The organism is Micromonospora sp. DT227, assembly GCF_049841835.1.
In the GTDB taxonomy this organism is placed as follows: Bacteria; Actinomycetota; Actinomycetes; order Mycobacteriales; family Micromonosporaceae; genus Micromonospora.
The window spans coordinates 1-26,060 of the sequence record NZ_JBNCLA010000015.1; the positions used below are offsets into that span (position 1 = coordinate 1).

Sequence of the window (26,060 nt, forward strand, 5' to 3'; positions counted from 1 at the left end):
TAGCCGCGGATTTTTATTTGGTTGTCGGTGCGGCCGAGGTATTCGAGTTGTCCGTCTGGGCGCCATCGGGTGATGTCGCCGGTTCGGTACATTCTGGCGCCGGTGGTGCTGTGGGGGTCGGCGATGAATCGTGTTGCGGTGAGGGCTGGTTGGTTGGTGTAGCCGTGGGCGGTGCCGGCTCCGGCGATGTAGAGCTCTCCGGCGACGCCGGGTGCTACGGGGTTGAGGTGCTCGTCGAGGACGTAGAGGTGGGTGGCGGTGACGGGTCGGCCGATGGGTGGGGTGGTGTTGCTGGTGAGGGGGTCGGAGAGTGTGGCGGCGATGGTGGTTTCGGTGGGTCCGTAGGCGTTGATCATGAGTCGGTTGGGGGACCAGTGGTGGACGAGGTCGCCGGGGCAGGCTTCGGCGCCGACGAGGAGGCACCGGAGGTGGGGTAGGGGGGTGGGGGTGAGGGTGGCCAGGAGTGTGGGTGGGATGAGGGTGTGGGTGATACGGGTGTGGTGCAGGAGGTCGCTGAGGTCGTGTCCGGCGACGATTCCGGGTGGGGCGATGATGAGGGTGGCGCCGTGGGGTAGTGACATGAGCAGTTCCATGACCCAGGCGTCGAAGCTGGGTGTGGAGAGTTGCAGGACGCGGGCGTCGGGTCCGAGGGCGAGTCGGGTGTGGAAGGTGTGTGTCAGTGAGGTGAGTCCGGTGTGGGGGACGCGTACGCCTTTGGGTTGGCCGGTGGATCCGGATGTGAAGATCACGTAGGCGCTGGCGTGTGGTGTGGCGGGGGCGACGAGGTGGGGCGGGTCGACGGGCTCGCCGGGGGTATCGGCGGGTATCGCGGTGAGGTTGAGGGTGGCGGCCAGTTCCGTTGTGGTGTGGTCGGTGATCGCGATGTGGACGTCGGCTTGGGTGATCATGGTGTGTAGGCGTGGGGTGGGCAGTGTGGGGTCCAGGGGGGTGAACACGCCGCCGGTTTGGGAGACGGCGAGTGCTGCGGTGACGAGGTCGATGCCGCGTGGGAGGAGGAGTCCGACCACTGTTTCGGGGCCGACGCCGGCGGCGGTGAGTTGGGTGTTCAGGGCGCCGGCGCGTTGCCACAGTTGCCGGTAGGTCAGGGTCAGGTCGCCGGCGGTGACGGCGGGGGCGTCCGGTTGGGCGCTGACTTGTACGGCGACCATCTGGGCCAGGGACAGTACGGGTTGGCTGTCGCCGCCGTCGCCCCAGCGCAGCAGATCGGCACGCTCGGCTGCGGACACGACGTCCCATTGCGAGAGTCGGGCTTCGACGCCTCCGGCGGCCAGTGCGGTCAGGATTCGGAGCCACCGGTCGACCAGTTCGGTCACCACCGCCCGGTCGAACAGATCCAACGAGAACTCCACCACCCCATCCATCCCGGACGGACGGCCGTCCGGACCGCGGTGCTGGCGGACGATGACGCTGAGGTCGAGGCGCGCGCTGTCGCGGCCGACCGGCAGGACATCCGCGTCGAGACCGGGCAGGTCGAAGGCGGTCTCGAGGATGTCGTCCTCGATCGCGAGCAGGATCTGGACCAACGGGTGCGCGGCCAGTGAGCGGGTGGGGTTGAGCACCTCCACCAGGTGGTCGAAGGGGACGTCCTGGTGGGCGTAGGCGTCGAGGGTGGTGTGACGCACCCGGCCCAGCAGTTCGGTGAACGTCGGGTCGCCCGAGGTGTCCACCCGCATCACCAGCGTGTTGACGAAGAAGCCGACCAGATCGTCCAGCCGCTCGTCCAACCGACCCGCCACCGGAGAACCGATCGGAATGTCCACCCCCGCACCCAACCGGCTCAACAACCCACCCAGACCAGCCAGCAACACCATGTACACCGTCGTACCGGTCTCCCGGGCCAGCCGGACGAGGCCCGCGTGCACGTCGGCGTCGAACGTGAAGCGGTAGGTGTCCCCGCGGAAGGAGGCGGCCGCCGGCCGTGGCCGGGCCAGTGGCACCGTGACGATCTCGAGCAGTCCCGCGAGCACCGACCGCCAGTAGCCGGTCTGGCGGGCGAGGCGGCTGTCGGGCTCGTCCGGCGAGCCGAGGTACTCCTCCTGCCAGAGTGTGTAGTCGGCGTACTGCACGGGCAGCGGTGGCCACGCCGGTGTCGTGCCGGCGAGCCGGGCCCGGTAGGCGGTGCCCAGGTCGCGCACGAGCGGGCCCATGGAGGCGCCGTCGGCGGCGATGTGGTGCAGAACGATCAGCAGTACCGCCGTCGAGTCGTCCACGGCGTACAGGTGACACCGCACGGGTAGGTCGCGGGTGAGGTCGAACGGCGCTGCCACGGCGCGTCGCAGTGCGGGCCCGAGATCGTCAGCGGGTACCGAACGTTCGTCCAGCGCGATGTCGAGGCCGGCGGCGTCGAGGACGGCCTGGTGCGGGTCGCCGTCCACCTCCGGGTACACCGTACGCAGCGACTCGTGGCGCGTGGCGAGGTCGTTGAGGGCGGCGCGCAACGCGTCCCGGTCGAGCGGTCCGCGCAGCCGTACCGCCAGCGGGACGTGGTAGGTGTCCCGGCTGCCGAGCCGGTCGAGGAACCACAGCCGTCGCTGGGCGGGGGAGAGCGGGACGAGATCCGGTCGACCGGCGGGGCGCAACGCCGGGCGGGCGGCGCGACCGGGTGCCACGTGGGCGAGCACTCCGGTGACGGTGGGCCGGGCGAAGAAGTCGGCCATCTCCAGATCGGTGGCCAGCGTGGACCGGATCCGGCCGATCAGCCGGGTCGCGAGCAGCGAATGGCCGCCGAGGTCGAAGAAGTTGTCCTCGGCGCCGACCGCGCGGACGCCGAGCGCGTCGGCGAACAGCTCCGCGAGGATCTGGGCGTACGGTTCGTGGTGCACGCCCCCGCTGACGCCGGGCGATGCCGGTGCCGGTAGCGCGGCGCGGTCCAGCTTGCCGTTGGCGGTCAGCGGCAACGCGTCCACGGTCACCAGCGCCGCCGGCACCAGGTGATCAGGCAGCGTCCGGGCCAGGTCGTGGCGCAGGGCGGCCGGGTCGAGCGTGGTGTCCGGGGCGGGGACCACGTAGGCGACGAGACTGATCTCGCCACCGTCGCTCTCCCGTGGCACCACCACGGCCTCGGCGACGCGGGTGTCCCGGGCCAGCACGGCGGCGATCTCGCCCGGCTCGACCCGGAAGCCGCGGACCTTGACCTGGTCGTCGGTGCGGCCGAGGAACTCCAGGGCATGCCCCGTCCACCGGACCCGGTCACCGGTGCGGTACATGCGCGCGCCGGGCGGCCCGAACGGATCGGCGACGAACCGGGTGGCCGTGAGGCCGAGTCGGCCGAGGTAGCCGCGGGCGACACCGGCACCGGCGACGTAGAGTTCCCCGGCCGCGCCGGCCGGCACCGGGTGCAGGCTGCCGTCGAGTACGTAGGCGGCGAGATGTGGCAGCGGCGTGCCGATCGGGCTGACCGGACGACCGACATCGCCGGGGGTGACGTCGTAGCGGGTCACGTGGACCGTCGTCTCGGTGATGCCGTACATGTTGACCAGCCGCGGGCGGTCGGCGCCGTGCCGGTCGAACCAGCCGCCGAGACGGTCCGGGGCGAGGCGTTCGCCGCCGAAGACGACGTAGCGCAGGCTGAGGTCGTCAGGCGCCGTGACGTCGGCGCGGTCGAGCGCGGCGAACGCGGAGGGCGTCTGACTCAGGACGGTGACGCGTTCGCGGGCGAGCAGCCGCCGGAAGGCGTCGGGTGCGCGAGCGACGTCGCGGGGCACGATGACGACCCTGCCGCCGGTGGTGAGCGCGCCCCAGATCTCCCAGACGGAGAAGTCGAACGCGTGGGAGTGGAACATGGTCCAGACGTCGGCCGGGCCCACGTCCAGGTCGACGAGTGTGTTCGCCAGCAGCCGTTCGACGTTGCGGTGGGTGACGACGACACCCTTCGGTGCGCCGGTGGAGCCGGAGGTGTGGATGACGTACGCCGCGCTGTCCGCGGTGGGACCGGCCACCGGCTCGGCGGCCTCGGGCACACCGGTGTCGTCGCCCCCGTCGACGGTCAGCACCGGGATGTCGAGTGGCGGCAGCAGGGGCCGAAGCGCGCTCGTGGTCACCACGGCGGCGGGTGTGGTGTCGGCCAGCAGGTAGGCGACGCGGTCGGCGGGGTGGTCCGGATCGATCGGCGCGTAGGCGGCCCCCAGCCGGGTCACGGCCAGCATCGCGGTGACCAGTTCCGCGGAGCGGGGCAACACCAGCGCCACGCGTTGCTCGGGCCGGACGCCGTGCCGGTGCAACAGCGTGGCCAGGCGCGTCGAGCCCGACTCGAGGTCGCCGTAGCTGAGGGTGCGGGACCCGTCGGTGACCGCCGGAGCGCCGGGCGTGGCGATGACCTGCCGGCGCACCAGGTCGACGAGGGTGGTGTCGGCGGTGGCGGATGCGGTGGCGGGGGCGACGCCGGCTCCGGTGCCCACGCCCACGCCCATGCTCAGGCCGCCGACCGGCCGGTCGATGCGGCGGGCGGCGGCGGCCAGCAACGCGAGCAGGCGGGTGGCGTGGCCATCGAGATCGGACGGGGTGTAGAGCGCGGGATGCCCGTTCAGGTCGACGCGGGGTCCGGCGCCGGCGCGGTCGTAGGCGACCACGGAGAGGTCTTCCAGCAGCGGCGCGGCCGGGTTGTGCATGATCGTGCGGTGCTCGCCGAACCGGAGCTCCTCGAACCGCATCACGTTGACCATCGGGCCGAAGAAGCGCCGGTCGGGCCCGCCCAGTCGCAGTTCGCGGTGCAGGTCCTCGCCGCGGTAACGCTGATGCGCGAGCGCGGCGCGCAGTTCGCCGTCGACCTGCCCGACGAGGTCGGCCACGGTGGTCGTGGGACGCACGGTCAGGCGTAGCGGCACGACGTTCGTCGTCATCGCCGGGGTGCGGCCCGCGTGGGGTGCGCTCCGGCCCGCGACGGGCAGACCCAGCACGATGTCGTCGGCGCCGGCCATGCGGTGCAGGTACACGGCTGTGGTGGCGATGAGCAGCCGGGACCAGCGCACGCCGGTACGCCGTTCGGCCGCCAGCAGTTCGTCGACGGTGCCGGCGGGCAGGTCGTGACGACTGCGGACGAAGGTGGAGCTGATCGACGTGTCCACGGGGTTGAGGCTGATGCGCTCGGGCCGGTCGGCGAACCGCTCGTGCCAGAAGGCGCGGTCGGCCGCGCGGGTTCCCGAGCTGTGGTAGGCGGCTTCTTCGTCGACGAGCGCCGCCAGTGATCCGAACGGGGTCGGTGGTGGGGTCCGGCCCGAGACGAGTGCCGTGTAGAGGGCCGCGACGCGGCGGGTGATCAGGCTCGCGCCGTAGGCGTCGACCGCGATGTGGTGGTAGCGCTGGTACCAGAAGACCCGGTCCGGTCCGGCGGTGAACACGACATGGGCGAATGGCGCGTCCGTGGTGAGATCGACCGGCCGGGCGAGGTCGGCGCGGGCGTACGCGTCGACGGCCACGATCGCGTCCTGGCCGGTGTCGAGATCGATGACGCGGGGCGCGACGGGCGCCGGTGGGTGCAGCACCTGCACCGGCCCGTCGGCCGAGCGGGCGAACCGCACGTGCAGCGCCTCTGCCTCGGCCACCGCCAGGGTGATGGCCCGCACCAGCGCCCCCACGTCGACCGCCCCGTGGATCTCGAGGTAGTTGCCCCAGAGATAGAGCGACGCGTCCGGGTCCATCTCCTGCCCGAGCCAGACGCCGGTCTGGGCCGCCAGCAACGGGTACCGCGTGGGTGACGCTACGGACACGGCACTCCCCTCGTCGAGTCTGACCGGCACACCGATCGGCGGCGCGATCGGTGTTGCTGTGGTTGCCGCACAAAACAGACGCAGGTCCCTTGCCCCGCGGTGCACTTAATTCGAAGTGCATAAATGTTTGGTCAGGCTTTCATGATGCCCGGAACGCTGTCAACACTTCGGTTCGCTTCGATGTAAAGGTCTTAGTGATCGTTTTTATGCGCGGGGGAGCGGGGTGGCCGCCGGCACCGAAGGTGAACGATGTGAGTCGATGCGAGTGGCCGTCGGCAGTGGTTAAGGTGAGGTGGTGGACGACACCTACCGATCGCCGTGGCAGGTCGACGACGTCGCCGAGCTGGCCAGCCTGAGCCGCCGCTTCTTCACCACCGAGGCCGCGCCGCGGCGCGCCGAGTGGGCGGCGCAGCGGCACGTCGACCGGGTCTTCTGGCGCCAGGCGGCAAAACTCGGCCTGCTGTGCGCCGGCGTGCCGGCCGAGTACGGCGGCGGTGGCGGCGACGCCCGCCACGATCTCGTCGTCATCGCCGAGCAGGCGCGCGCGGGGGAGTTCGGCTTCGGGAACGCGGTGCACAGCGGTGTCGTGGCCCGGTATCTGGTCAGCTACGGCACCGACGGGCAGAAGCGCCGCTGGTTGCCGCCGATGGCGAGCGGTGACGTGATCGCCGGGATCGCGCTGACCGAGCCGGAGGCGGGATCGGATCTGAAGGCGATCCGCACGCGCGCCGAGCGCGACGGCGACGGCTGGCGGGTGAGCGGCGCCAAGTCGTTCGTCACCAACGGCGGCTCGGCCGATCTGCTCGTCGTGGCGGCGAAGACGAACGCGTCCGCCGGGGCGCGGGGCATATCGCTGTTCCTGGTGCCGGTGGGAGATCAGCCCGGGGTGGTACGTGGCCGGGTGCTCGACAAGATCGGCCAGGAGTCGGCCGACACGTCGGACATCACCCTCGAGGACGTCCGGCTGCCGGCGGAGGCGTTGCTGGGCCGGGAGAACGCCGGCTACGCGATGCTGCTCGATCAGTTGTCGTGGGAGCGCCTGCTGGTCGGGGTCATGGCCGCCGCCGTCACGGAGCGCGCGGTCGAGCTGACGGTGGCCTATGCCCATCAGCGCATGGTGTACGACGACGAGCTGTTCGCCCTGCAGCACGTGCGCATGGAGCTGGCCGAGTGCGCGACGTTGGCGCAGGTCGGCCGGGTCTTCGTCGACCACTGCGTCGCCCGGCACCTGGACGGCACGCTCGACGCGCGCACCGCGTCGATGGCGAAGTTCTGGCTCTCCGACGTGCAGTGCCAGGTGCTCGACCGGTGCCTGCAACTGCACGGCGCCAACGGCTACACCCGCGACTACCCGATCGGCCAGCTCTACGTCGACGCCCGCGCGCAGCGCATCTACGGCGGAGCCAACGAGGTGATGAAGGAACTCATCGCCGGGACCCTGTGAACCTCGCGCGGCGCTACGCGTTGGCGGGCTCGCCGAGAGCGACGTGGTCGCGCTCGGCGGCTTCGAGTTCCGGATAGACCGGGCAGCCGTACAGCGGCTCGTACGGCGCGAAGCTCCGGTACGCCTCGATCGTGCGCAGGTGTCGGGCCAGCGGGTTCTTCTGGCTCCAGAAGTCGCCGCCGAGCAGCCGCGCGATCCAGATCGGCGCCACCCGCGCGCCGGTGCTCTTGAGAAACCGGCCGAGCCGGAAGTCGTGCTCGTAGAACGCGTAGATCAGCCGGAAGTACGTGTCGTAACCGGTCTTGTAGAACCGCGAGTAGAGCTCGGTCGCCGCCGTCTCGTCCTGCGCGCCGTCGAGGATCGCCACCGTCGTCTCGCCGGCCCGGATTCCCGAGGTGAGCGCCAGGTAGACCCCGGCCGAGAAGATCGGATCAACGAAACAGCCCGCGTCGCCGGCCATCAGGTAACCCGGACCGGCGACCTGGTCGGAGAAGTAGGTGAAGTCGCTCTCCACCCGCGTCTCGCTGTGCTCGGTGAGATCCGCGATCCGCTGATGCACCCGCGGTATCCGCCGCGTGAACTCGTCGAACACCCGATCGGCGCCCATCCGTTGCAGGATCTCGGGTCGGGTGACCGCGCCGACGCTGATCCGCTCGGGCCGGATCGGGATCGCCCACACCCAGCCGTCGGCGTGGCTGCCGATCTGGATGTCGCCCGACACGCCGGGATTGGTGGCCTCCCGCACCCCGTCGTAGTGGCGGAACGCGGCGACCATACGCAGCCGGTCCGGGGTGCGACGGCTGCGCAGCACGCCGGTGCTGATCACGCCGGCCCGGCCGCTGGCATCGATGATGCGGCGCGCGGACAGGTGACGCGTCACGCCGTCCTGGGTGTAGGTCACGCCGGTGAGGCGCTCGCCCGCGCTCTCGAACCTGGTGACCCGTGCGCCGAAACGCACGTCGACGCCGGCCTTGGCGGCGTGCCGCAACAGCATGTCGTCGAAGGCGGACCGCTCGACCTGGTAGGTGGTCAGCTCACGCCCCGCGCCCTGGTCGGTGAAGTCCACCCGGGTGTAGCCGCCGTCGACGTCGCAGAACTCGGCCCCCGTCTTGACCGGGAAGTCGGTCGCGTCGACCTCCTCCCGGACGCCCAGGCGGTCCAGCAACGCGGCGGTGTAGGTAAGCATCGACTCTCCGATGTGAAACCGGGGGAACTGCGCGCGCTCCAGCAGAACTGTCGAGTGCCCGCTCGCCGCGACGAGCCGCGCGGCCGAGGAGCCGGCCGGGCCGCCTCCGATCACGATGGCGTCGACTTCTTCCCGGATTGTCTCGGACACGATGTCCACTCCCCACATAGATCGACACCCGTCGCTACCCACTATTGCATCGACCGGGGTCCACGAAAAGGGTTCGCGTGCTTGTGGTCCGCGACTGTGATCGTCCGGGTTTGCCGCTGCGGTCGTCCGCGTGAAACGATAACGATCGATAAGCTGACCGATTGTCGCGTGGCCGTGCACCGTGTCCGGAGGTTTACCGTGTCCGCATCCTCGTCGGCTCCCGCCAGCGATCTCTTCCGGGCCGCGCGTGACCTGCTGCAGAGACACCGCGACGACTACGCCGCCGCCACCGCCGCCTTCAGTTGGCCGAGGCTGCCGTCGTTCAACTGGGCGCTCGACTGGTTCGACCACCTGGCGGAGCGACCGGATCGCCGCGACCGACCGGCGTTGCAGCTGTGGGAGACCAGCACCGGCAGTCCGCGGTGCGAGACCACGCTGACGTACGCGCAGCTCTCCGCCCGCTCCAGTCAGCTGGCCAACTGGCTTCTCGGGCACGGGGTGGCCCGCGGTGATGCCGTGCTGGTGATGCTCGACAACCGGGTGGCGCTGTGGGAGACCATCCTGGCCGTGATGAAGCTCGGCGCCGTGATCGTGCCGGCCAGCCCGATGACCGGCGTCGACGGGATCGCCGACCGGATGCTCCGGGGCGGTGTCCGGCATGTGATCGCGACGGTGGCGAGCGCGCCGGTGTTCGACACGGCCGGGCGCGGCGACGTCACGTTCATCGCCAGCCGGGACGAGCCCGGCCAGCCGGTGCCCCCCGGGTGGCTCGACCTCGAGGACGCCGTCACGGCGGCCACGACGTTCACCCCGTCCGGTCCGACGCGTGCCCAGGACCCGCTCATGCTGTACTTCACCTCCGGCACCACCTCGCACGCCAAGCTGGTCAGTCACACCCACTCGTCGCTGCCGGTCGGACAACTGTCGACGATGTACTGGATCGGGCTGCGGCGCGACGACCGGCACCTGGCGGTGGCGTCGCCGGGCTGGGCCAAACACGTGTGCAGCAACCTGTTCGCGCCGTGGTCGGCCGAGGCGTGCGTGGTGGCGCTGCGCGCCGGCAGGTTCGACCCGGACGTGACCCTCGAGACGCTACGCCGGGGCGAGGTCACCACGTTCTGCGCGCCGCCGACGGTGTGGCGCCAGCTCCTGCCGCGCGCGACCGCCCGCACCCGGCTGCGGCTGGACGCCGCGACGTCGGCCGGTGAACCCCTCGACGCGGCGCTGCTCGACGGCGTGCGTGCCGAATTCGGCGTCACGGTCCGCGACGGCTACGGCCAGACCGAGATTCCGGGCCTGATCGCGAACTCACCCGGCGTCACCGTACGGCCCGGGTCGATGGGCAGGCCGCTGCCGGGGTTGCCGCTGGTGTTGCGGGACAGCCGCGGCGCGCTCGCCGACGAGGGCGAGATCTGCCTGGATCTCGCGTCGGACCCGATCGGCCTGATGGCGGGATACCTTGGCGACCCGGCCGCCACCGACCGGGTCATTCGGGACGGCTTCTACCACACCGGCGACATCGCGCGCCTCGACGGCGACGGGCACTTCGGGTACGTCGGCCGGGCGGACGACCTGTTCAAGTCGTCCGGTTACCGCATCTCCCCCTTCGAACTGGAGCGGGCGCTGCGCGAGCACGACACCGTGACCGACGTCGTCGTGGTGCCGGCGGCCGACCCGGTCCGGTTCACGGTCCCGAAGGCGTTCGTCGAGCTGACACCCGGTACCCCACCGGACACCGACGCGGCCGGTGAGCTGTTCCGGTTCATCGCGACCCGGCTCTCGCCGTACCAGCGGGTGCGGCGGCTGGAGTTCGTGCAGCTTCCGCGCACCAGCACGGGCAAGGTGCAGCGCGGTGAGGTGCAGGCGTGGCAGCGGCAGGGCGGCGAGCGCGTCGAGTTCCGCGAGGACGAGTTCAGCGGCCTGCCGCGCTGGGGTGCCGCGACCCGCTGAGTCAGCTCGCCGCCGGCCGCCCGGCGTGGCGGGTCCGGATCGGGAGGTGGCTGATGCCCGCCACGAAGTTGGACTTCAGGTGGCGCACCGGCCCGGCCGGCTCGATGTCGTCGACCAGCGCCACGAACTCGGTGAGCAGCATCCGCAGTGCGATGCGGGCCAGCGAGGCGCCGACGCAGAAGTGCGGGCCGTACCCGAAGGCGAGATGACGCTCGGTCCGGTGGCCGATGTCGAAGCGGTACGGGTCGGCGAAGACCGTCTCGTCGCGGTTGGCCGAGCCGAGCCACACCGCGACCGCGGTGCCACGCCGGATCCGCTGATCCGCGATGGTCACATCCGTGCGGGCGTACCGCATGAAGTGGTTGGCCGGCGACGACCACCGGAGGCCCTCCTCGACCGCCGGCGCGATCAGACCGGGGTCGGCCTTGAGCCGCCGGAACTCGTCGGGGTGCTCGAGAAACGCGCAGATCAGTGCCGTGAGCACGTGCGGCGTCGTGACATTGGCGCCGAGCAGCAGGCTGTAGCAGTTGTAGACGATCGCGTCGTGCCGCAGCGGCCCGCCGTCCGGCCGCATCCGCGTCAGGAAGCCGATCAGGTCGTCGGACGGCTCGGCGAGGCGGCGGCTGACCTCGCTGGAGAAATAGTCGAAGAGCTCGTGGTGGACGCCGACGAGCGTGATGTGGCTGTCCCCCTCCTGGAACTCGGTGTCGTCGGGCGCGATCGCCATCGTCGTCGCGCGCGTCAACCGGGGCCAGTCGGCCTCCGGGACGCCCATCAACGCACCGGTGAACGACATCGGGAAACCGGCCGCCGCGACCGCCAGGTCCCACACGTCCCCGTCGCGGGCGGGCTCCAGAGCCTGGCGCACCGCGCGCGTCAGCAGGTGCCGGCGCTGGTTCAGCCGGTGCGGCGACAGCTCCCGGGCCAGCGGCTCGCGCATCGACGTGTGCCGCGGCGGATCGGTCGCGGCCATCATCTGGCCACCGGCCGGGTCACCGCGGCCCAGCGCGTTGAGCAACGTGCCCCGTTGCGACGTGAACTCGGTGTGGTCGGCCAGCACCCGGCAGGCGTCGGCGTGCCGCGTCACCGACCAGAACTCGCGGCCGTCCGCCAGCCGTTGGTGGTGCGCGGGCGCATGCCGGCGCAGCGCGTGCCAGATCGGGTGCGGGTCACCCGTGGCATACAGCTCGGGGTCGAACAGGTCGACCCGGCTCAGGTCGACCTCGGCGTCCGCGGTGGGCACGGTTATCCGCATGCCAGCTCCTCAGCTCCCGGTGCCGAGATGCGCGTCGACGATCCGGGCCAGCTCCGCCACCGTCGAGTTCTCGTAGAACGTCCTGGCCGGCAGCGAGACGCCGAAGTTCGCCTCGAGTTCGCCGGTGATCCGCATACCCGCCAGTGAGTAGCCGCCGAGCTCGAAGAAGTCGTCGTGCACGCCGACGGTGAGCAGGCCCAGCACATCGGCCCAGACCGCGGCGACGGCCTGCTCCGTCGGGGTGCCCGGCGGTTGGAACTCGGCGTTGACCTCGGGCCGGTCCCGGCCGGCCCAGGCGGCCAGGGCCGTCCGGTCCACCTTGCTGTGGGGCGTCAGCGGCAGGTCCTCCACGACGGTGATCGCGGCCGGCACCGCGTATCGGGGCAGCGACGCGGCCAGGTGGCGGCGGATCGACAGCGTCGACAGCGGAGGCTCCGCGGGATCACCCGCCACGAAGGCGACCAGGCGCTGACCGCCGTCCGGGGCGCCCTGTGCCACCACGGCCGCGGACCGCACCGGCGGACAGCGGCGCAGCGCCGCCTCCACCTCGCCCGGTTCGACGCGGTAACCGCTGATCTTCACCTGGTCGTCCACGCGGCCGAGGAAGTCCACCGCTCCGTCCGGGCGGCGGCGCGCCAGGTCGCCGGTGCGGTACATGCGGGCGCCCGCCACGAACGGGTTGGCCACGAAACGCTCCGCGGTGCGGGCCGGCTGCGCGTGGTAGCCACGCGCCAGCCCGGCTCCGTCGACGTACAGCTCACCGGTCTCGCCGTCGGGCACCGGGCGAAGCCTGGCGTCGAGGATGTGCCCGCCGCTGCCCGGCACCGGCCGGCCGATGGGGACCGCCGGCCCGTCGACCGGCGTGCGCACCGGGTGGCACAGGCTGAACGTGGTGTTCTCCGTCGGCCCGTAACCGTTCACCACGCGCAACCCCGGCACGGCCGCCAGCACGCGGTTGACCGCCGCCGGGTCGATCACGTCACCGCCGACGAGGAGCGTGCGAACCCCGCCGAACGCGTCGAGCGGCCCGGCGGCCATGTGGTGGAACAGACCCGCGGTCAGCCACAGCACGGTGACCCGCTCGTGGGCGATGACGTCGAGCAGGTCGCGCGGCTCGACGGCGTCATGTGGCCGCACGGCCACCCGCGCGCCGTGGCACAGCGGCGTCCACAGCTCGAACGTGGACGCGTCGAACGCGACGGGCGCCGCGTGCAGCACCGTGTCCGCCGCGGTCACCTCGACGTAGTCCGGTGCGGCGACGAGCCTGGTGACGGCGCGATGGGGTATCCGGACGCCCTTGGGACGGCCGGTCGACCCGGAGGTGTACGCGACGTAGGCGGTGCTGTCCGGATGCGGCCGTCGGGGCGTGGGGGCATCGGGGCCGTCACCGTCGACCGGGACGGCGGTACGGCCGTCCGCCGCGCTGTCGTCGCCGGCGGTGACCACGATCCGCACGCCGGCGTCGTCGAGCAGCGCACGCCGGTAGTCCGGTGGCTGCGCCGGGTTGACGCCGAGGTAGGCGGCGCCGGCCCTGAGGATGCCGAGCAGCGCGACCGGAAGCCACACCGACGCCGGCACGCCGACCCCCACCGGGGTGTCCGGCCGGACACCTGCCGCGATCAGGCGATGGCCGAGGCGGTTCGCGGCGGCGTCGAGGTCCCGATAGGTCAGCCGCTCGTCGCGCCAGCTCACCGCGACCGCGTCCGGGCGGGTGGCGACCTGCTCGGCGATCATGTCGAGGACGGTGCCGGCGGACTCAGGTGTCGGCATCGCGGGCCGTCCTTTCGAGGTCGCGCATGATCTCGCCGCGCAGTGCCGGCGGTGCGGCCAGGAACGCGTGATGGTCGCCGCGCAGCGTCACGAAACGCACATCCCTGGAGTAGTCGCGCCAGCCGACCATCTGCTCGGGCCGGATCTCCCGGTCGTCGGTCCAGCCGATCACGGTGATGGCCGTCGCCAGCCGGACCGGTTCCGGGAAGACGTACCGGCGGTTGGCCGCCAGGTCGGCTCGCAGCACGCCCAGCCCGACCTCGATGGCGTCGGGCTGCGGCCGGCCGCCCATCGCCCGGATCAACCCGGCCAGTTCGACGCCCAGGGCTTCGTCGTCCATCTCGAGGAACCGACCGTACGGGCCGTCGTGGGGGGCCACCTCCGACGACACGAAAAGCCGGTCCGGCACCGGAAGTCCGAGCCGCTGCAGATGCAGCGCGGTGGCGAACCCCGCCAGCGCCGAACTGCAGTGCCCGAAGAACGCGAACGGCCGGTCCAGCAGCGGCCGGATGTCGTCCACCAGGGCGGCGGCGTAGTCCTCGTACCGGCCGTAGTGCGGCTCGCGGAACCGGTTCTCGCGCCCCGGCGGCTGCACCAGGCACACCTCGGCCGGGCCGAGCCGGGCCGGCCAGCGCGCGTACATGGACGCGCCGACTCCGGAGTACGGCAGCAGGAACAGGCGGTACGTGCTGTCGGCCGTGGGCTTGCGCAGCAGCCATGGTCGGCGGGTGGCCGTGACGTCCATGCGGGCGGCTCCGGTCAGGTGTCGGTCTCGGCCATCGCCTCGACCAGGCTGCGTGGCCGCATGTCGGTCCAGTGCTCCTCGACGTAGGCCAGGCAGGCCTCGCGGGTGTCCTCACCGTGCACCACCCGCCACCCGGCGGGCACGTCGGCGAACGTCGGCCACAGTGAGTGCTGGTCCTCGTCGTTGACGAGCACGACGAAGCGGCCGTCGGGATCTTCGAAGGGGTTGGTCATTCTCGGCTCCTTGACGTGGTGTGCGGATCGGTGGTGAGCGCCCGGGCCAGCGCCGGCCCGAATGCGGCGACCGCGTCCGGTTCGAGCAGCCGTGGATGGGTGGAGTCGACCTCGACCGTGCGGACCGCCCCGTTGACGTAGGGCTGCCAGCTTGTCGGGTCGGGCCAGTCGTCCACCGGGTTGGCGGTCGTGACGACCAGCAACACGTCGCCGTCGAACCGATGCGGTCGGTAGTCGAACTGGAGGCGGATGTTGTTCTCGAACGTGCCGAGCACCGCCTCGATACCGGCCTCGTCCACCCCGGACAACGCACCACCGGAGGCATGGAGCCGGCGTACCGTGGCGGCCACCGTGATCTCCTCGAGGTCGCCGGGATCGGCGCCGACGAACATGAGGAAGCCGGCCAGGATCTCCTCGCGGGACGGCACGGCCGGTGGCGTCGAGAACGCGCTCTGTGGATAGGTGTCGAGGATCGCCAGCAGCTCGACGGTGTCGCCGGCCGCCTGCAGGGTGGTCGCGAGCGCGTGCGCGGCGATGCCACCGAACGACCAGCCGAGCAGGTGGTACGGGCCTTCGGGCTGCACCGCGCGGATCTCGGCCAGCCACCTGTCGACAAGCGCCGGCATGTCGGTCGGAGCCGGGTCGCCGTGCAGACCTGGTGACTGCAGCGCGTACAGCGGCCGGTCCGGTTCGAGGAACCGGGCGAGTCTGGCGTACGACCAGCCGACACCGGCGCCCGGCGGCAGGCAGTACAGCGGTGGGAGCGTGCCGCTGGGCCGCAGCGGCAGCAGGGTCGCGAACGGATCGAGGTGCCCGTCGCCGTCGTCGAGCCGCCGGGCCAGGTCGGCCACGGTCGGCGTCTCGAACAGGTGCAGCAGGCTGAGCCGCGTGCCGAGCGTCTCCTCGATCCGTCGCAGCAACGTGGGGGCCAGCAGCGAGTGCCCGCCCGCGGCGAAGAAGTCGTCGTTCGGGCCGATGTGCGGCCGGTCGAGCACTTCTGCGAACAGCGCGCACAGCAGTTCCTCGCGGGGGGTTCCGGCGGCACCCCCGACCCCGGTCACGGGCGCCGGCGCGGGCTCGTCGGCGGGGACGACAGTGATGTCGGCGGGCACCAGGTGGGCGGGCAGCCGGGTCCGCAGTCGATCGCCAAGCGCCGCCACGTCCAGAGTCGCGCCCGGATCGGCCACCAGATAGGCCGACAGCCCCTGCGTGGCTCTGCCGTCGCCGTGCAGGGCGAGATCCACGTCGCGGACACCGGCCTCGCCGCGCAACGCGGCGCGCACCTGACCGAGATCCAGGGGTGTGACGGCCTCGGCCGCCACCACAGGGGCCCCGTCGCACCGCGACAGGGACCGCTCCGGATCCGCCAGGGCGGCGGTGAGCAGGTGGCGCCAGCGGCCGACCAGGGCCTCGACGGTGGCGCGGTCGAACATGTCGGTGCGGAACTCGGCGATGCCGTCCATCCCGAGCAGCGTGCCGTCGGCCGCCTTGCGCTCGATGAGCTGGAAGGACAGGTCGAACTTGGCGCTGGCCGTCGGGACCGGCTCCGCGCCCACCGTGACACCGGGCAACCCGAAGCCGGTGAACGGCACGTTCTGCAACGCGAGCAGAACCTGGAACAGCGGCTGGTGGGCCAGGGACCGGGTCGGGTTGAGGGCTTCCACCAGGTGTTCGAACGGCACGTCCTGGTGACCGTACGCGGCGAGCGCCGTCGACCGGGCCCGCTCGACGAGGCCGGCGAAGCTCGGATCGTCGCTGGTGTCCACGCGCAGGACGAGTGTGTTGACGAAGAACCCCACCAGGTCGTCGAGGGCTTCGTCGAGGCGGCCGGCGACCGGTGTGCCGATGGGTATGTCGTCACCGGCGCCGAGCCGGGAGAGCAGCCCGGCGAGGCTGGCCAGCAGCACCATGAACGTCGTGGCGTCGACGGTGCGGGCGGTGGCCACGAGCGCGCCGTGCAGGTCGGCGTCGAAGGTGAAGGTGACGACCCCACCGCGATAGGACGCGACCGGTGGCCGTGCCCGGTCGGCCGGCAGCACGAGTTGTTCGGGCAGGCCACGCAGGGTTTCCCGCCAGAAGGCCACCTGGTCCGCGTAGAGGCTGTGGGGGTCGTCCTCGGCCCCGAGCAGTTCCCGCTGCCACAGCGTGTAGTCGATGTACTGGACCGGCAGTGGCGACCAGGCCGGTGGCCGCCCGTCGCTGCGGGCGGTGTATGCGGTGAGCAGGTCGCGGGTCAGCGGCGCCATGGACCAGCCGTCGCCCGCGATGTGGTGTATCAGCACCAGCAGGACCGACGTCTGGGCGTCGATGGTGAACAGCCACGCCCGTACCGGCAGCTCGGCGGCCAGGTCGAAGCGGTAGGCAGCGGCCACGGCCAGCGCCTCCGCCAGGCCGGCCTCGTCGGCGGGTGTCACGCTCATCGGCACGGCGAGGCCGTCGACCGGCTGGACCTGCTGCACCGGGTGGCCGGCGGTCTCCGGGAAGGTGGTGCGCAGCGACTCGTGCCGGCCGACCACGTCGGTCAGCGCGGCCCGTAGCGCCGGCACGTCGAGTTCGCCGCGCAGCCGCAGCCCGATGGGCACGTTGTAGGCGGCGTCGGCCACGCCGAGACGTTCCACGAACCACAGCCGCCGCTGCGCGTACGACAGCGGCACGACGGCGGGGCGGGGCATCGGCCGGACCGCGGGCCGGGTGGTGGCGACCGCGTCGGTGAGGTGCTCGGCGAGCATGGCCGGGGTCGGGGCCACGAAGATCTGTCCCACCGGTATCTCGACGCCGAGCACGGCCCGGATGCGCGCGGCCAACCGGGTGGCCAGCAACGAGTGCCCGCCCAGGGTGAAGAAGTTCTCCTCCGCGCCGACGGCGGGCTGGCCCAGCACCTCGGCGAACAGGTCGCACAGGATCTCCTCCTGCGGCGTGCCGGGCGCGCGGGTGACGCGTGGCGGGGTGGCGGCGGGGGCCGGAAGGGCGGCCCGATCCACCGTCCCGTACGGCGTCCGCGGGAGATCGTCGAGGACGACGGTGGCCGACGGCAGCAGGTGGGCGGGCACGTGCCGGCGTAGTGCGGCGGCGTCGACGTGGTGTCCGGCGTGCCCGGCGACGTAGGCGACGAACCGTGGCGGCGTCTCCTCGCCGGAGCGGACGACGACGCCGCGCCGGACCGCCGGGTAGTCCGCGACGGCCGCCTCGACACGGCAGGGGAGCAGACCCGGTTCGAGGCCGTCGACCTGTTCGGTCGGGCCGTAGAGGTCGAGCTGCCCGTCCGGGCGCAACCGGCCACGGTCACCGGTCGCGACCAGGCCGGTGCCGTCGGGCACGTGGATGTCGCCGGCGACGCCCGGCGGCACGGGCCGCCGCCAGGCGTCGAGCAGGTGGAGGCGTTCACCGGCAGCGGGTCGCCCGATCGGCAGCGGATCGATCGCGGCGGTGCCCGCGGCGGGTTCGAGCGGGTCGCTGATCGTGAGCCAGGGGTGCGTGGCGGTGCCGTACACGTTGACGAACCGCCGGCCGACGGCCCAGTCCGTCACCATCGCGGGCGGGCAGTTCTCCCCGGTGACGGCGATGCCGTCGAGGCCGGCGGGCGCCGCGTCCGGGTCGAGGTCGCTGAGGCGGGTCGGGGTGGTGATGAGGTGACTGACGCGTCCGGTGTGCAGCCAGCCGTCGAGATCGGCCGAGTCGGTCGGCACGGGTAGCAGCGACGCGCCGGTTTCGGCGGCCAGGAGCGCCAGCGCTCGCGCCACGGCGGGCTCGGCGGTCGCCTCGTGCGCGACGCGGGCGTCGGGGCCGATCCGCAGTGCGGTGGCCAGCGCCCGCGCCCGCGCCGCGAGCACGTCGTCCACCTCGACGGTTCGAGCGGCGTCCGGGTCGGGCGACGTGGCGTGTTCGGCGGGCGTCAGCAGATCTATCGCGCCCAGCCGGATGCCGGGGTCGGCGACGGCGGCGGCGAGGAGGCGGCGGTAGCGGTCGGCGAGAGCCTCGACGGTGGCCCGGTCGAACAGGTCCGTGTTGAACTCCACCATGCCCGAGATGCCGGCCGGCGCGCCGGTCTCGTCGCGTTCCTCCGCGACGTTGACGAACAGGTCGAACCGGGAGGCGCCGACGCGGGGCCCGTGCGCGCCGGCCGCGAGGTCAGCCGACCTGAACTGCCCGCCCGGTGCGTTCTGGAGGGCGAACATGACCTGGAACAGCGGCTGGTGCGCCAGGGACCGGGTCGGGTTGAGCACCTCGACGAGATGCTCGAACGGCACGTCCTGATGGCTGTACGCGGCCAGCGCCGTCGACCGGGCTCGGGTGAGGAGGTCGGCGAAGGTCGGGTCACTGCTGGTGTCCATGCGCAGGACCAGCGTGTTGACGAAGAACCCGACCAGTTCGTCAAGCGCCTCGTCCAGCCGGCCGGCCACCGGGGTGCCGATGGGCACGTCGCAGCCCCCGCCCAGCCGCGACAGCAGCCCGGCCAGTCCCGCCAGCAGCGCCATGAACATGGTGGCGCCGTGACCACGGGCGGTGGCGGCGAGCGCGGCGTGCAGGTCGGCGTCGAGCGTGAAGGCGACCACGTCACCGTGGTACGCGGCGACCGGTGGTCGCGGTCGGTCGGCCGGCAGCACGAGCTGGTCCGGTAGGCCCCGGAGCGCGTCCCGCCAGTAGCTCACCTGCTGCGTGTAGACGCTGTCGGGATCGCCCTCGGCGCCCAGCAGTTCGTGCTGCCACATCGTGTAGTCGGCGTACTGCACGGGCAGCGGTGTCCAGGCCGGCGGTTGCCCGAGGCCGCGGGCGGCGTAGGCCGTGTGCAGGTCGCGGGTCAGGGGCGCCATGGACCAGCCGTCGCCCGCGATGTGGTGCATCAGGATCAGCAGTACCGAGGAGTGCTCGTCGACGGTGAACAGCCACGCCCGCACGGGTGGCTCGGCGGCCAGGTCGAACCGGTGACCGGCGGCCTCGACGAGCGCGGCCGCCAGGCCGGCGGCGGGCACCCCGACGGTCTCGACGTGGGCCACCACCTCGCCGATCGGGAGCACCCGCTGCGACGGTACGCCGTCGGTGTCCGTGATGACGGTACGGAGCGACTCGTGGCGTTCGAGCACGTCTCGGTAGGCGGCCCGCAGGGCGGCCTCGTCCACGGCCCCGTCGAGGCGGATCGGCACCGGCACGTTGTAGGTGGGACTGGGACCTTCGAGGCGGTGCAGGAACCACAACCGGCGCTGCGCGAAGGACAGCGGCACCACGTCCGGCCGGGCGATCGGCGTCAGGGCCGGGCGCAGCGAGCGGTGCGGGTCCAGCGCCGTCGCCAGTCCGGCCACCGTGGGCGCGTCGAAGAGCTTGCGCACCTCCAGCTCGACTCCCAGCGTGGAGCGCACGCGACTGACCAGCCGGGTCGCCAGAAGCGAATGGCCGCCCAGATCGAAGAAGCTGTCGTGGACGCCCACCGCCGAGACGCCCAGCACCTCCGCGAACAGGCCGCACAGCACTTCCTCCTGCGGTGTGCGGGCCGCTGCCACCGCGTTGGTGGCACCGGACTCGGGCACCGGCAACGCCGAGCGGTCGAGCTTGCCGTTCGGGGTCGTCGGCAGGGATTCCAGCAGCATCACGACCGGCACCATGAACTCCGGCAACCGGTCCCTGATCCAGTCACGCAGGCGGGACTCGACGAGCCCGGCGTGGGGCGCGGGCACGACGTACGCGACGATCTGGGTGACGCCCGGCCGGTCGTGCGCGACGACGGCGACCTGGTTGACGTCGGGGTGCTCGGTGACGACGGCCTCGACCTCGGACAGCTCGACGCGATGACCGCGGATCTTCACCTGGTGGTCGACGCGGCCCAGGTACTCCAGCGTGCCGTCGCGCCGCCACCGCACCAGGTCCCCGGTGCGGTACATGCGGCCACCGGCCGCGCCGAACGGGTCGGCGACGAAGCGTTCGGCGGTCAGCCCGCGGCGTCGCAGGTACCCGCGAGCGGCGCCACGACCGGCGATGTACAGCTCACCTGTGGTCCCCGGCGGCACCGGGTTCAGCCACGGGTCCAGCACATGCACCTGCTGGTTCGTGATGGGCCGGCCGATCGGGGCCGCCGGTGGCCAGTCGTCCACCCCCGGTGGCAGTTCGCACGCGGTGACGACGTGCGCCTCGATCGGGCCGTAGTGGTTGTGCAGGCGGCGTTGCGGACCGCGGCGCATGAAGTCACGGATCTGCCTGCTGAGCAGCAGCGCCTCCCCGGACTGCGACACCTCGCGCAGCGTCGGCAGATCCGTGTCGTGCTCGTTCGCCGCCTCGCAGACCGCCTCGATGACCAGCGTCGGGCTGTAGAACTCCCGGATGCGGTGGTGCGCCAGCCATTCGGCCAGCGCACCCGCGTCCCGGCGGACGGTCTCGGCCGGCAACACGAGCGTCTTGCCGGTGGTGAGCGCCGAGAAGACCTCCTGCGTGGCCACGTCGAACGTGACGGTGGTGAACTGGGCCACCCGGGCGTCGGGGTCGGCGCCGATGTGCGCGTCGTGCCAGCGCAGCATGTTGGCGATGACGGTCGTCGGCATGACGACGCCCTTGGGCCGGCCGGTGGTGCCGGAGGTGTAGAGCACGAAGACCGGGTTGAGTGGATGCGGCCGGCCGGTGCGTTCGGCGTCGGCCAGGTCGCCCGCGGGGACGGTGCGCAGCCGGTCGCGGACCTCGTCGGCGTCCACCACGATCACCGGTGCGACGTCGTGGTCCACACCGCCCGCCAGCGCGGTGACGGTGAGCACGGCGGCGACCTGCCCGTCGTCGAACATGAAGTCGACGCGTTCGGCCGGGAAGCCGGGGTCCGCCGGCAGGTAGGCCGCGCCGGTCTTGTTCACCGCCAGCAGTGCCACGATCAGGTCGACCGACCGTGGCAGCAACAGCCCGACGAGGCGTTCCGGGCCGGCGCCGTGTGCGACGAGCAGGCGGGCCAGCCGGTTGGCGCGCGCGTTGAGGTCGGCGTAGGTCACCCGCTCGCCGCCGGCCTCGACCGCGATCCGCTCGGGCGCCCGCGTCACCTGCGCCTCCACCCGCTGGTACAGCAACTCGGCAGGCACCGGCCGTACCGTGTCGTTCCACGTGGCAAGGTCCGCCCGCTCGGTCGGTTCGAGGAGGTCGAGCGCGCCGAGCCGACGGTCGGGATCGGCGACCGCCGCGGCCAGCAACCGGATCCAACGCCGCGCGAGGACGCCCACCGTGGCCCGGTCGAACAGGTCGCTGCGGTACTCGATGATGCCGTCCATGCCGGTCGGCCGCCCGGTGGCGTCGTGGCGTTCGACCACGTTCCAGAACAGCTCGAAGCGGGACGTCGCGGTGCCGACGGGCTGGAACGTGACGTGCGCGCCGGGCAGCTCGAAGCCGGCCTCCGGCGCGTTCTGCAGGGCGAGCATGACCTGGAACAGCGGGTGGTGGGCCAGCGACCGGACCGGGTTGATCACCTCGACCAGACGCTCGAACGGCACGTCCTGGTGGGCGTACGCGGCCAGCGCCGTGCCGCGGACGCGCTCGAGCAGGTCCGCGAACGACGGGTCCCCGCTGAGGTCGACCCGCATGACGAGTGTGTTGACGAAGAAGCCGACCAGGTCGTCGAGCGCCTCGTCGAGCCGCCCGGCGACGGGGGTGCCGATGGGCACGTCCCGGCCCGCGCCCAGCCGCGAGAGCAGCCCGGCCAGGCCGGCCACCAGCACCATGAACACGGTCGCGCCGGACGACCGGGCCACCTCGACGATCCGCTCGTGCAGCCGCGCGTCGACACTGAAGTCGAGCAGGTCGCCCGCGTAGGACGAGAGCGCCGAGACGGGCCGGTCGGTGGGCAGCGCGATGCGGTCGGGCAGGCCGGCCAGCGCCCGCTGCCAGTAGTCGGTCTGCTGGGCGGCCAGGCTGTCCGGGTCGTGCTCGGCGCCGAGCAGTTCCTGCTGCCAGAGCGTGTAGTCGGCGTACTGCACCGGTAGCGGCCACCAGCCGGGCGCACGCCCCTGCGTCCGGCTGGCGTACGCGGTGAACAGGTCGCGGGCCAGCGGCGCCATCGACCAGCCGTCGGCGGCGATGTGGTGCACGTTGAGGAGCAGCACGTGGTCATCTGGCGCGAGCACCAGCAGGTCGGCCCGCACGGGTGGCTCCGAGGCGAGGTGGAACGAGTAGCGGGCCGCCCGCTGCAACACCGCTTCCATCGTCTCCGACGTCACCGGCGTGACGGTGAGGTCCACACCGGCATGGTCCGGCGGCCGGACCAACTGGGACGGTGTGCCGTCGACCTCCGGGTAGAGCGTGCGCAGGCTCTCGTGGCGGGCGACCACGTCGGTCAACGCGGCCCGCAGCGCGGCGCGGTCGAACGTGCCGGTGATCCGCAACGGCAACAGGATGTTGTAGGTGGGGCTGGGGCCTTCGAGGCGGTGCAGGAACCACAGCCGGCGCTGCGCGAACGACAGCGGCACCACGCGTGGCCGTGCCCGCGGTGTGAGGGCCGGGCGCAACAGCCGGCTGGCGTCCAGCCGCGACGCCAACCCCGCTACCGTCGGCGTCTCGAACAGCGTCCGCACCTCCAGCTCCACCCCGAGGGTGGACCGCACCCGGCTCACCAGGCGGGTCGCCAGCAGTGAGTGCCCGCCCAGGTCGAAGAAGTTGTCCCGGGTGCCCACCGAGGACAACCCGAGCACTTCCGCGAACAGGCCGCACAACACCTCCTCCTGCGGTGTGCGCGCCTCGGCGCCGCCGGTGACACCGAATTCGGGTGCCGGTAGCGCCGCCCGGTCGAGCTTGCCGTTCGGGGTCAGCGGCAACGACTCCACCACCATCACGACCGGCACCATGAACTCCGGCAACCGATGGCGGAGATGCTGGCGCAGCGCGCCGACGAGCAGGCGGCCGGGATCACCCCCGAGCGGGCGGTTGGTGAACGCGGCCGCCGCGTGCCGGCCACCGGGCGTGGCCGGCGCGACGGCCACCGCCAGGCCGGTGCCGGGCGGACTGTCCACCGTCGTGCCGGCGGCGATGTCGAGGTCGAACCGGTCGACGTCCTCCGCCGACCATCGGGCGGCCGCCACGCGCCCGGCCCGGTGCACGGCGTCGAGCGCGTCCTGCGGGTCCACGCCGCCCGCGTCGTACGCGGCGGCGACGGCGTCGACCCAGACCCGTCCGGCGTCCACGACACGCGCCACGGCGGCGTCGGCGGCGACGCGCGCGTTGGGGACACCCGTGACGCGTACCGCTGCGCTGACGTCGGCCAGTCGCTGCGCCACGGCCGCCACCGACGAGACGTCGACGTCCCAGCGCCAGGTGATCTCGGCCGGCGCCGCCGGCTCCGGCCCACCGGCGCGGTAGAGCACGGCGTCATAGCGGTAGCGGTTCAGCTCGGTGTCGTGGCGTCCCCGCTTGAGCCGCACGTCGACCGCGCCCAGCAGGGGGAACGCGGCTGCGGCGTCGGTGAACATCCGTGGGTCGACAAGCAGTTCCCGCTCGAGGTCGATATCGTGGTCGAGCCGCTGCCGGACCTGGTCGACGTCGGCGAACGCCGGGGTGTCGACCAGCCGGACACCGGCGTGGAAGCAGCGCACCAGCGCGAGGTTGCGCAGATCGCCCAGGAACACCGCACCGCCCGGCCGGACCGACCGGAGCGCGATGTTGACCACGTCGACCAGGTAGTCGGCGCTCGGGAAGTACTGGACGACGGAGTTCACCACCACGGCGTCGAAGTGGGCCTCCGGCAGGCCGGTCGGATCGTCGGCGGCCTGCTCGCGTACCCGCACCCGGCCCGCCAGCGTCGGATCGGCGGCCGTCCGGGTCCGCAACGCGGTGACGGCCGGACCCGAGAAGTCGGTCGCCACGTACTCCTCGGTGTGCGGCGCCAGCGGCCCCAGCAGCAGGCCGCTGCCGACTCCGATCTCGAGCACGCGGCGGGGTCGCAGCGCACGGATCCGCGTGACGGTCTCGTCGCGCCACTCCCGCATCGCCTCCAGCGGAATCGGCGCGTCGTCGTAACTGCTGTTCCAGCCGCTGAAGTCGTCGTCGAGCGGCGCCGGCGCGGTGGACAGACCGGAGTAGAGATCGTCGTAGACGTCGCGCCACTCGTCGACCAGTTCCGCCGCGACCTCCTGGGTGCCGGCGGCGTCGGTGGCCGGCACCACGTACCCGACGAGGCGCTGGTCGCCGGGTTGGACCTCGTGCACGGTCACCGCGGCCTGTGCGACGCCGGGGTGGGCGGCCAGCGCCGCCTCGACCTCGCCGAGCTCGATGCGGAAGCCGCGTACCTTCACCTGCCCGTCGGCGCGGCCGACGAAATCGAGCACGCCGTCGGGCCGCCATCGGACGATGTCGCCGGTGCGATACATCCGGCCGCCGCCCGGATGGTACGGATCGGCCACGAACCGCTCCGCCGTGAACGCCGGTCTGTTCAGGTAACCGAGCGCCACCCCGGCGCCGGCGATGTAGAGCTCGCCGTCGACCCCCGGTGGCACCGGCCGCAGCGCCGGGTCGAGCACGTAGACGCGGGCGCCGTTGACCGGCCGCCCGATCGGCGGCACGCCCATCTCCGGCTCGACGAAGCAGGTGGTCGCGTGCACCGTCGTCTCGGTCGGGCCGTAGATGTTGAGGATGCGGCAGTCCGGCCGGGTCTCGTGGAGGTCCCGGACGGTCTGGGCGGGCAGCGCCTCGCCGCCGAGAACGACGGTGTGCAGGGCCAGTGACGCCCACAGCTCGGCGGCGACGGTGCGGGTGGCCAACAGCTCGGCGAAGGCCGACGGCGTCTGGCTGAGCACGGTCACGCCCTCGGCGGCGAGCAGTCGTAGGAAGTCCAGCGGGGAGCGGGTGTCCGAGCGGCTGGCGATCACCAGCCGGCCGCCGTGCAACAGCGGTCCCCACATCTCCCACACGGAGAAGTCGAACGAGTACGACTGGAACAGCGTCCACACCTGGTCGTCACCGAGACCGGGCCACGGTGCGTCGGTGGCGAACAGCCGGATGACGTTGCGGTGCGCGACGGCGACGCCCTTGGGGCGGCCGGTCGACCCGGAGGTGTAGATGACGTAGGCGGTGTGCTCGGGGGTGAGGCTGCCGCCGATCTCGTCGACGCTCAGCGCGTCGGCGGGAAGTTCGGCCAGACGTGCCACCGTCTCCGGGTGGTCGAGCTCGATGACCGTCGCGGTGGCGGGCAGGCCCACACCGCTCGCCCCGGTCGTCACCACACACGCCGGCCGCGCGTCGGAGACGAAGAACGTCAGGCGATCCGGTGGGTAGTCCGGGTCGAGCGGGAGGTACGCGGCGCCGGTCTTGAGCACCGCGATGACGGCGACGACCAGGTCCGCCGAGCGCGGCAGCGCCAGGGCGACGATGCGGCCGGGCGCCGCGCCGTGTTCGACAAGCAGGCGGGCGAGCCGGTTGGCGCGCTCGTCGAGCCGGCCGTAGGTCAGGCGGTCGTGGCCAGCCGCCACGGCTTCCGCGCCGGGCGTACGGATCACCTGTGCCTCGAACATCTGCGGCAACGTCGCGCTGGTCCGCCCCGAGTGCTGGGCGCGCTCCGTCGCGGTGTCCGTCATAGCGCTCCTCAAGCTCGCCGATCGCGTCGGCAGCGATGCCGCTCGAATCCCCCTGCGATGGTCGAAAATTGTCCCGGCGAGC

The 26,060-nt window shown here is 72.3% G+C and carries 9 protein-coding genes; 2 read left to right on the forward strand and 7 right to left on the reverse strand.

Going from position 1 to position 26,060, the window contains the following annotated elements:
* A partial coding sequence (locus ACLQ2W_RS31585) for an amino acid adenylation domain-containing protein (RefSeq protein ID WP_425791261.1) occupies positions 1 to 5,726 on the reverse strand: 5,726 nt, incomplete at its 3' end.
* A 295-nt stretch (positions 5,727 to 6,021) separates the two neighbouring features.
* On the opposite strand from ACLQ2W_RS31585, the gene ACLQ2W_RS31590 reads away from it, so the two are divergent.
* A complete protein-coding gene (locus tag ACLQ2W_RS31590) occupies positions 6,022 to 7,170 on the forward strand; it encodes an acyl-CoA dehydrogenase family protein (RefSeq protein WP_425791263.1) in 1,149 nt (382 codons plus the stop codon).
* Between the two features lie 13 nt (positions 7,171 to 7,183).
* On the opposite strand, the gene ACLQ2W_RS31595 is transcribed toward ACLQ2W_RS31590, so the two are convergent.
* Positions 7,184 to 8,548 carry an NAD(P)/FAD-dependent oxidoreductase gene (locus tag ACLQ2W_RS31595; RefSeq protein WP_425791265.1) on the reverse strand — a complete coding sequence of 455 codons (1,365 nt, stop codon included), beginning with the start codon at positions 8,546 to 8,548 and terminating at the stop codon, positions 7,184 to 7,186.
* Between the two features lie 156 nt (positions 8,549 to 8,704).
* On the opposite strand from ACLQ2W_RS31595, the gene ACLQ2W_RS31600 reads away from it, so the two are divergent.
* Positions 8,705 to 10,456 (forward strand): AMP-binding protein, encoded by a 1,752-nt coding sequence (locus ACLQ2W_RS31600; protein ID WP_425791267.1) that lies wholly within the window; start codon positions 8,705 to 8,707, stop codon positions 10,454 to 10,456.
* A gap of 1 nt (position 10,457) precedes the next feature.
* On the opposite strand, the gene ACLQ2W_RS31605 is transcribed toward ACLQ2W_RS31600, so the two are convergent.
* The 5 genes from ACLQ2W_RS31605 to ACLQ2W_RS31625 are packed head-to-tail and all read right to left on the reverse strand — an operon-like array spanning position 10,458 to position 25,978.
* Positions 10,458 to 11,711 carry a cytochrome P450 gene (locus tag ACLQ2W_RS31605; RefSeq protein WP_425791269.1) on the reverse strand — a complete coding sequence of 418 codons (1,254 nt, stop codon included), beginning with the start codon at positions 11,709 to 11,711 and terminating at the stop codon, positions 10,458 to 10,460.
* 9 nt (positions 11,712 to 11,720) lie between these two features.
* Positions 11,721 to 13,481 (reverse strand): amino acid adenylation domain-containing protein, encoded by a 1,761-nt coding sequence (locus tag ACLQ2W_RS31610; RefSeq protein ID WP_425791271.1) that lies wholly within the window; start codon positions 13,479 to 13,481, stop codon positions 11,721 to 11,723.
* A complete protein-coding gene (locus ACLQ2W_RS31615; protein ID WP_425791273.1) occupies positions 13,468 to 14,226 on the reverse strand; it encodes a thioesterase II family protein in 759 nt (252 codons plus the stop codon). The genes ACLQ2W_RS31610 and ACLQ2W_RS31615 overlap by 14 nt, the downstream gene beginning before the upstream one ends.
* A 14-nt stretch (positions 14,227 to 14,240) precedes the next feature.
* The gene (locus ACLQ2W_RS31620) at positions 14,241 to 14,459 is read right to left on the reverse strand and encodes an MbtH family protein (RefSeq protein ID WP_425791275.1); all 219 of its coding nucleotides are present in this window, start codon (positions 14,457 to 14,459) and stop codon (positions 14,241 to 14,243) included.
* The gene (locus ACLQ2W_RS31625) at positions 14,456 to 25,978 is read right to left on the reverse strand and encodes an amino acid adenylation domain-containing protein (protein WP_425791277.1); all 11,523 of its coding nucleotides are present in this window, start codon (positions 25,976 to 25,978) and stop codon (positions 14,456 to 14,458) included. Before ACLQ2W_RS31625 ends, ACLQ2W_RS31620 begins: the two co-directional genes overlap by 4 nt.
* Between the last annotated feature and the right edge of the window lie 82 nt (positions 25,979 to 26,060).

What these genes read in the sequence shown, in the direction of transcription:
- ACLQ2W_RS31605 (WP_425791269.1), bottom strand. Translation starts at nt 11,711, where the DNA reads ATGCGGATAACCGTGCCCACCGCGGACGCCGAGGTCGACCTGAGCCGG.
- ACLQ2W_RS31610 (WP_425791271.1), bottom strand. Translation starts at nt 13,481, where the DNA reads ATGCCGACACCTGAGTCCGCCGGCACCGTCCTCGACATGATCGCCGAG.
- ACLQ2W_RS31615 (WP_425791273.1), bottom strand. Translation starts at nt 14,226, where the DNA reads ATGGACGTCACGGCCACCCGCCGACCATGGCTGCTGCGCAAGCCCACG.
- ACLQ2W_RS31620 (WP_425791275.1), bottom strand. Translation starts at nt 14,459, where the DNA reads ATGACCAACCCCTTCGAAGATCCCGACGGCCGCTTCGTCGTGCTCGTC.
- ACLQ2W_RS31625 (WP_425791277.1), bottom strand. Translation starts at nt 25,978, where the DNA reads ATGACGGACACCGCGACGGAGCGCGCCCAGCACTCGGGGCGGACCAGC.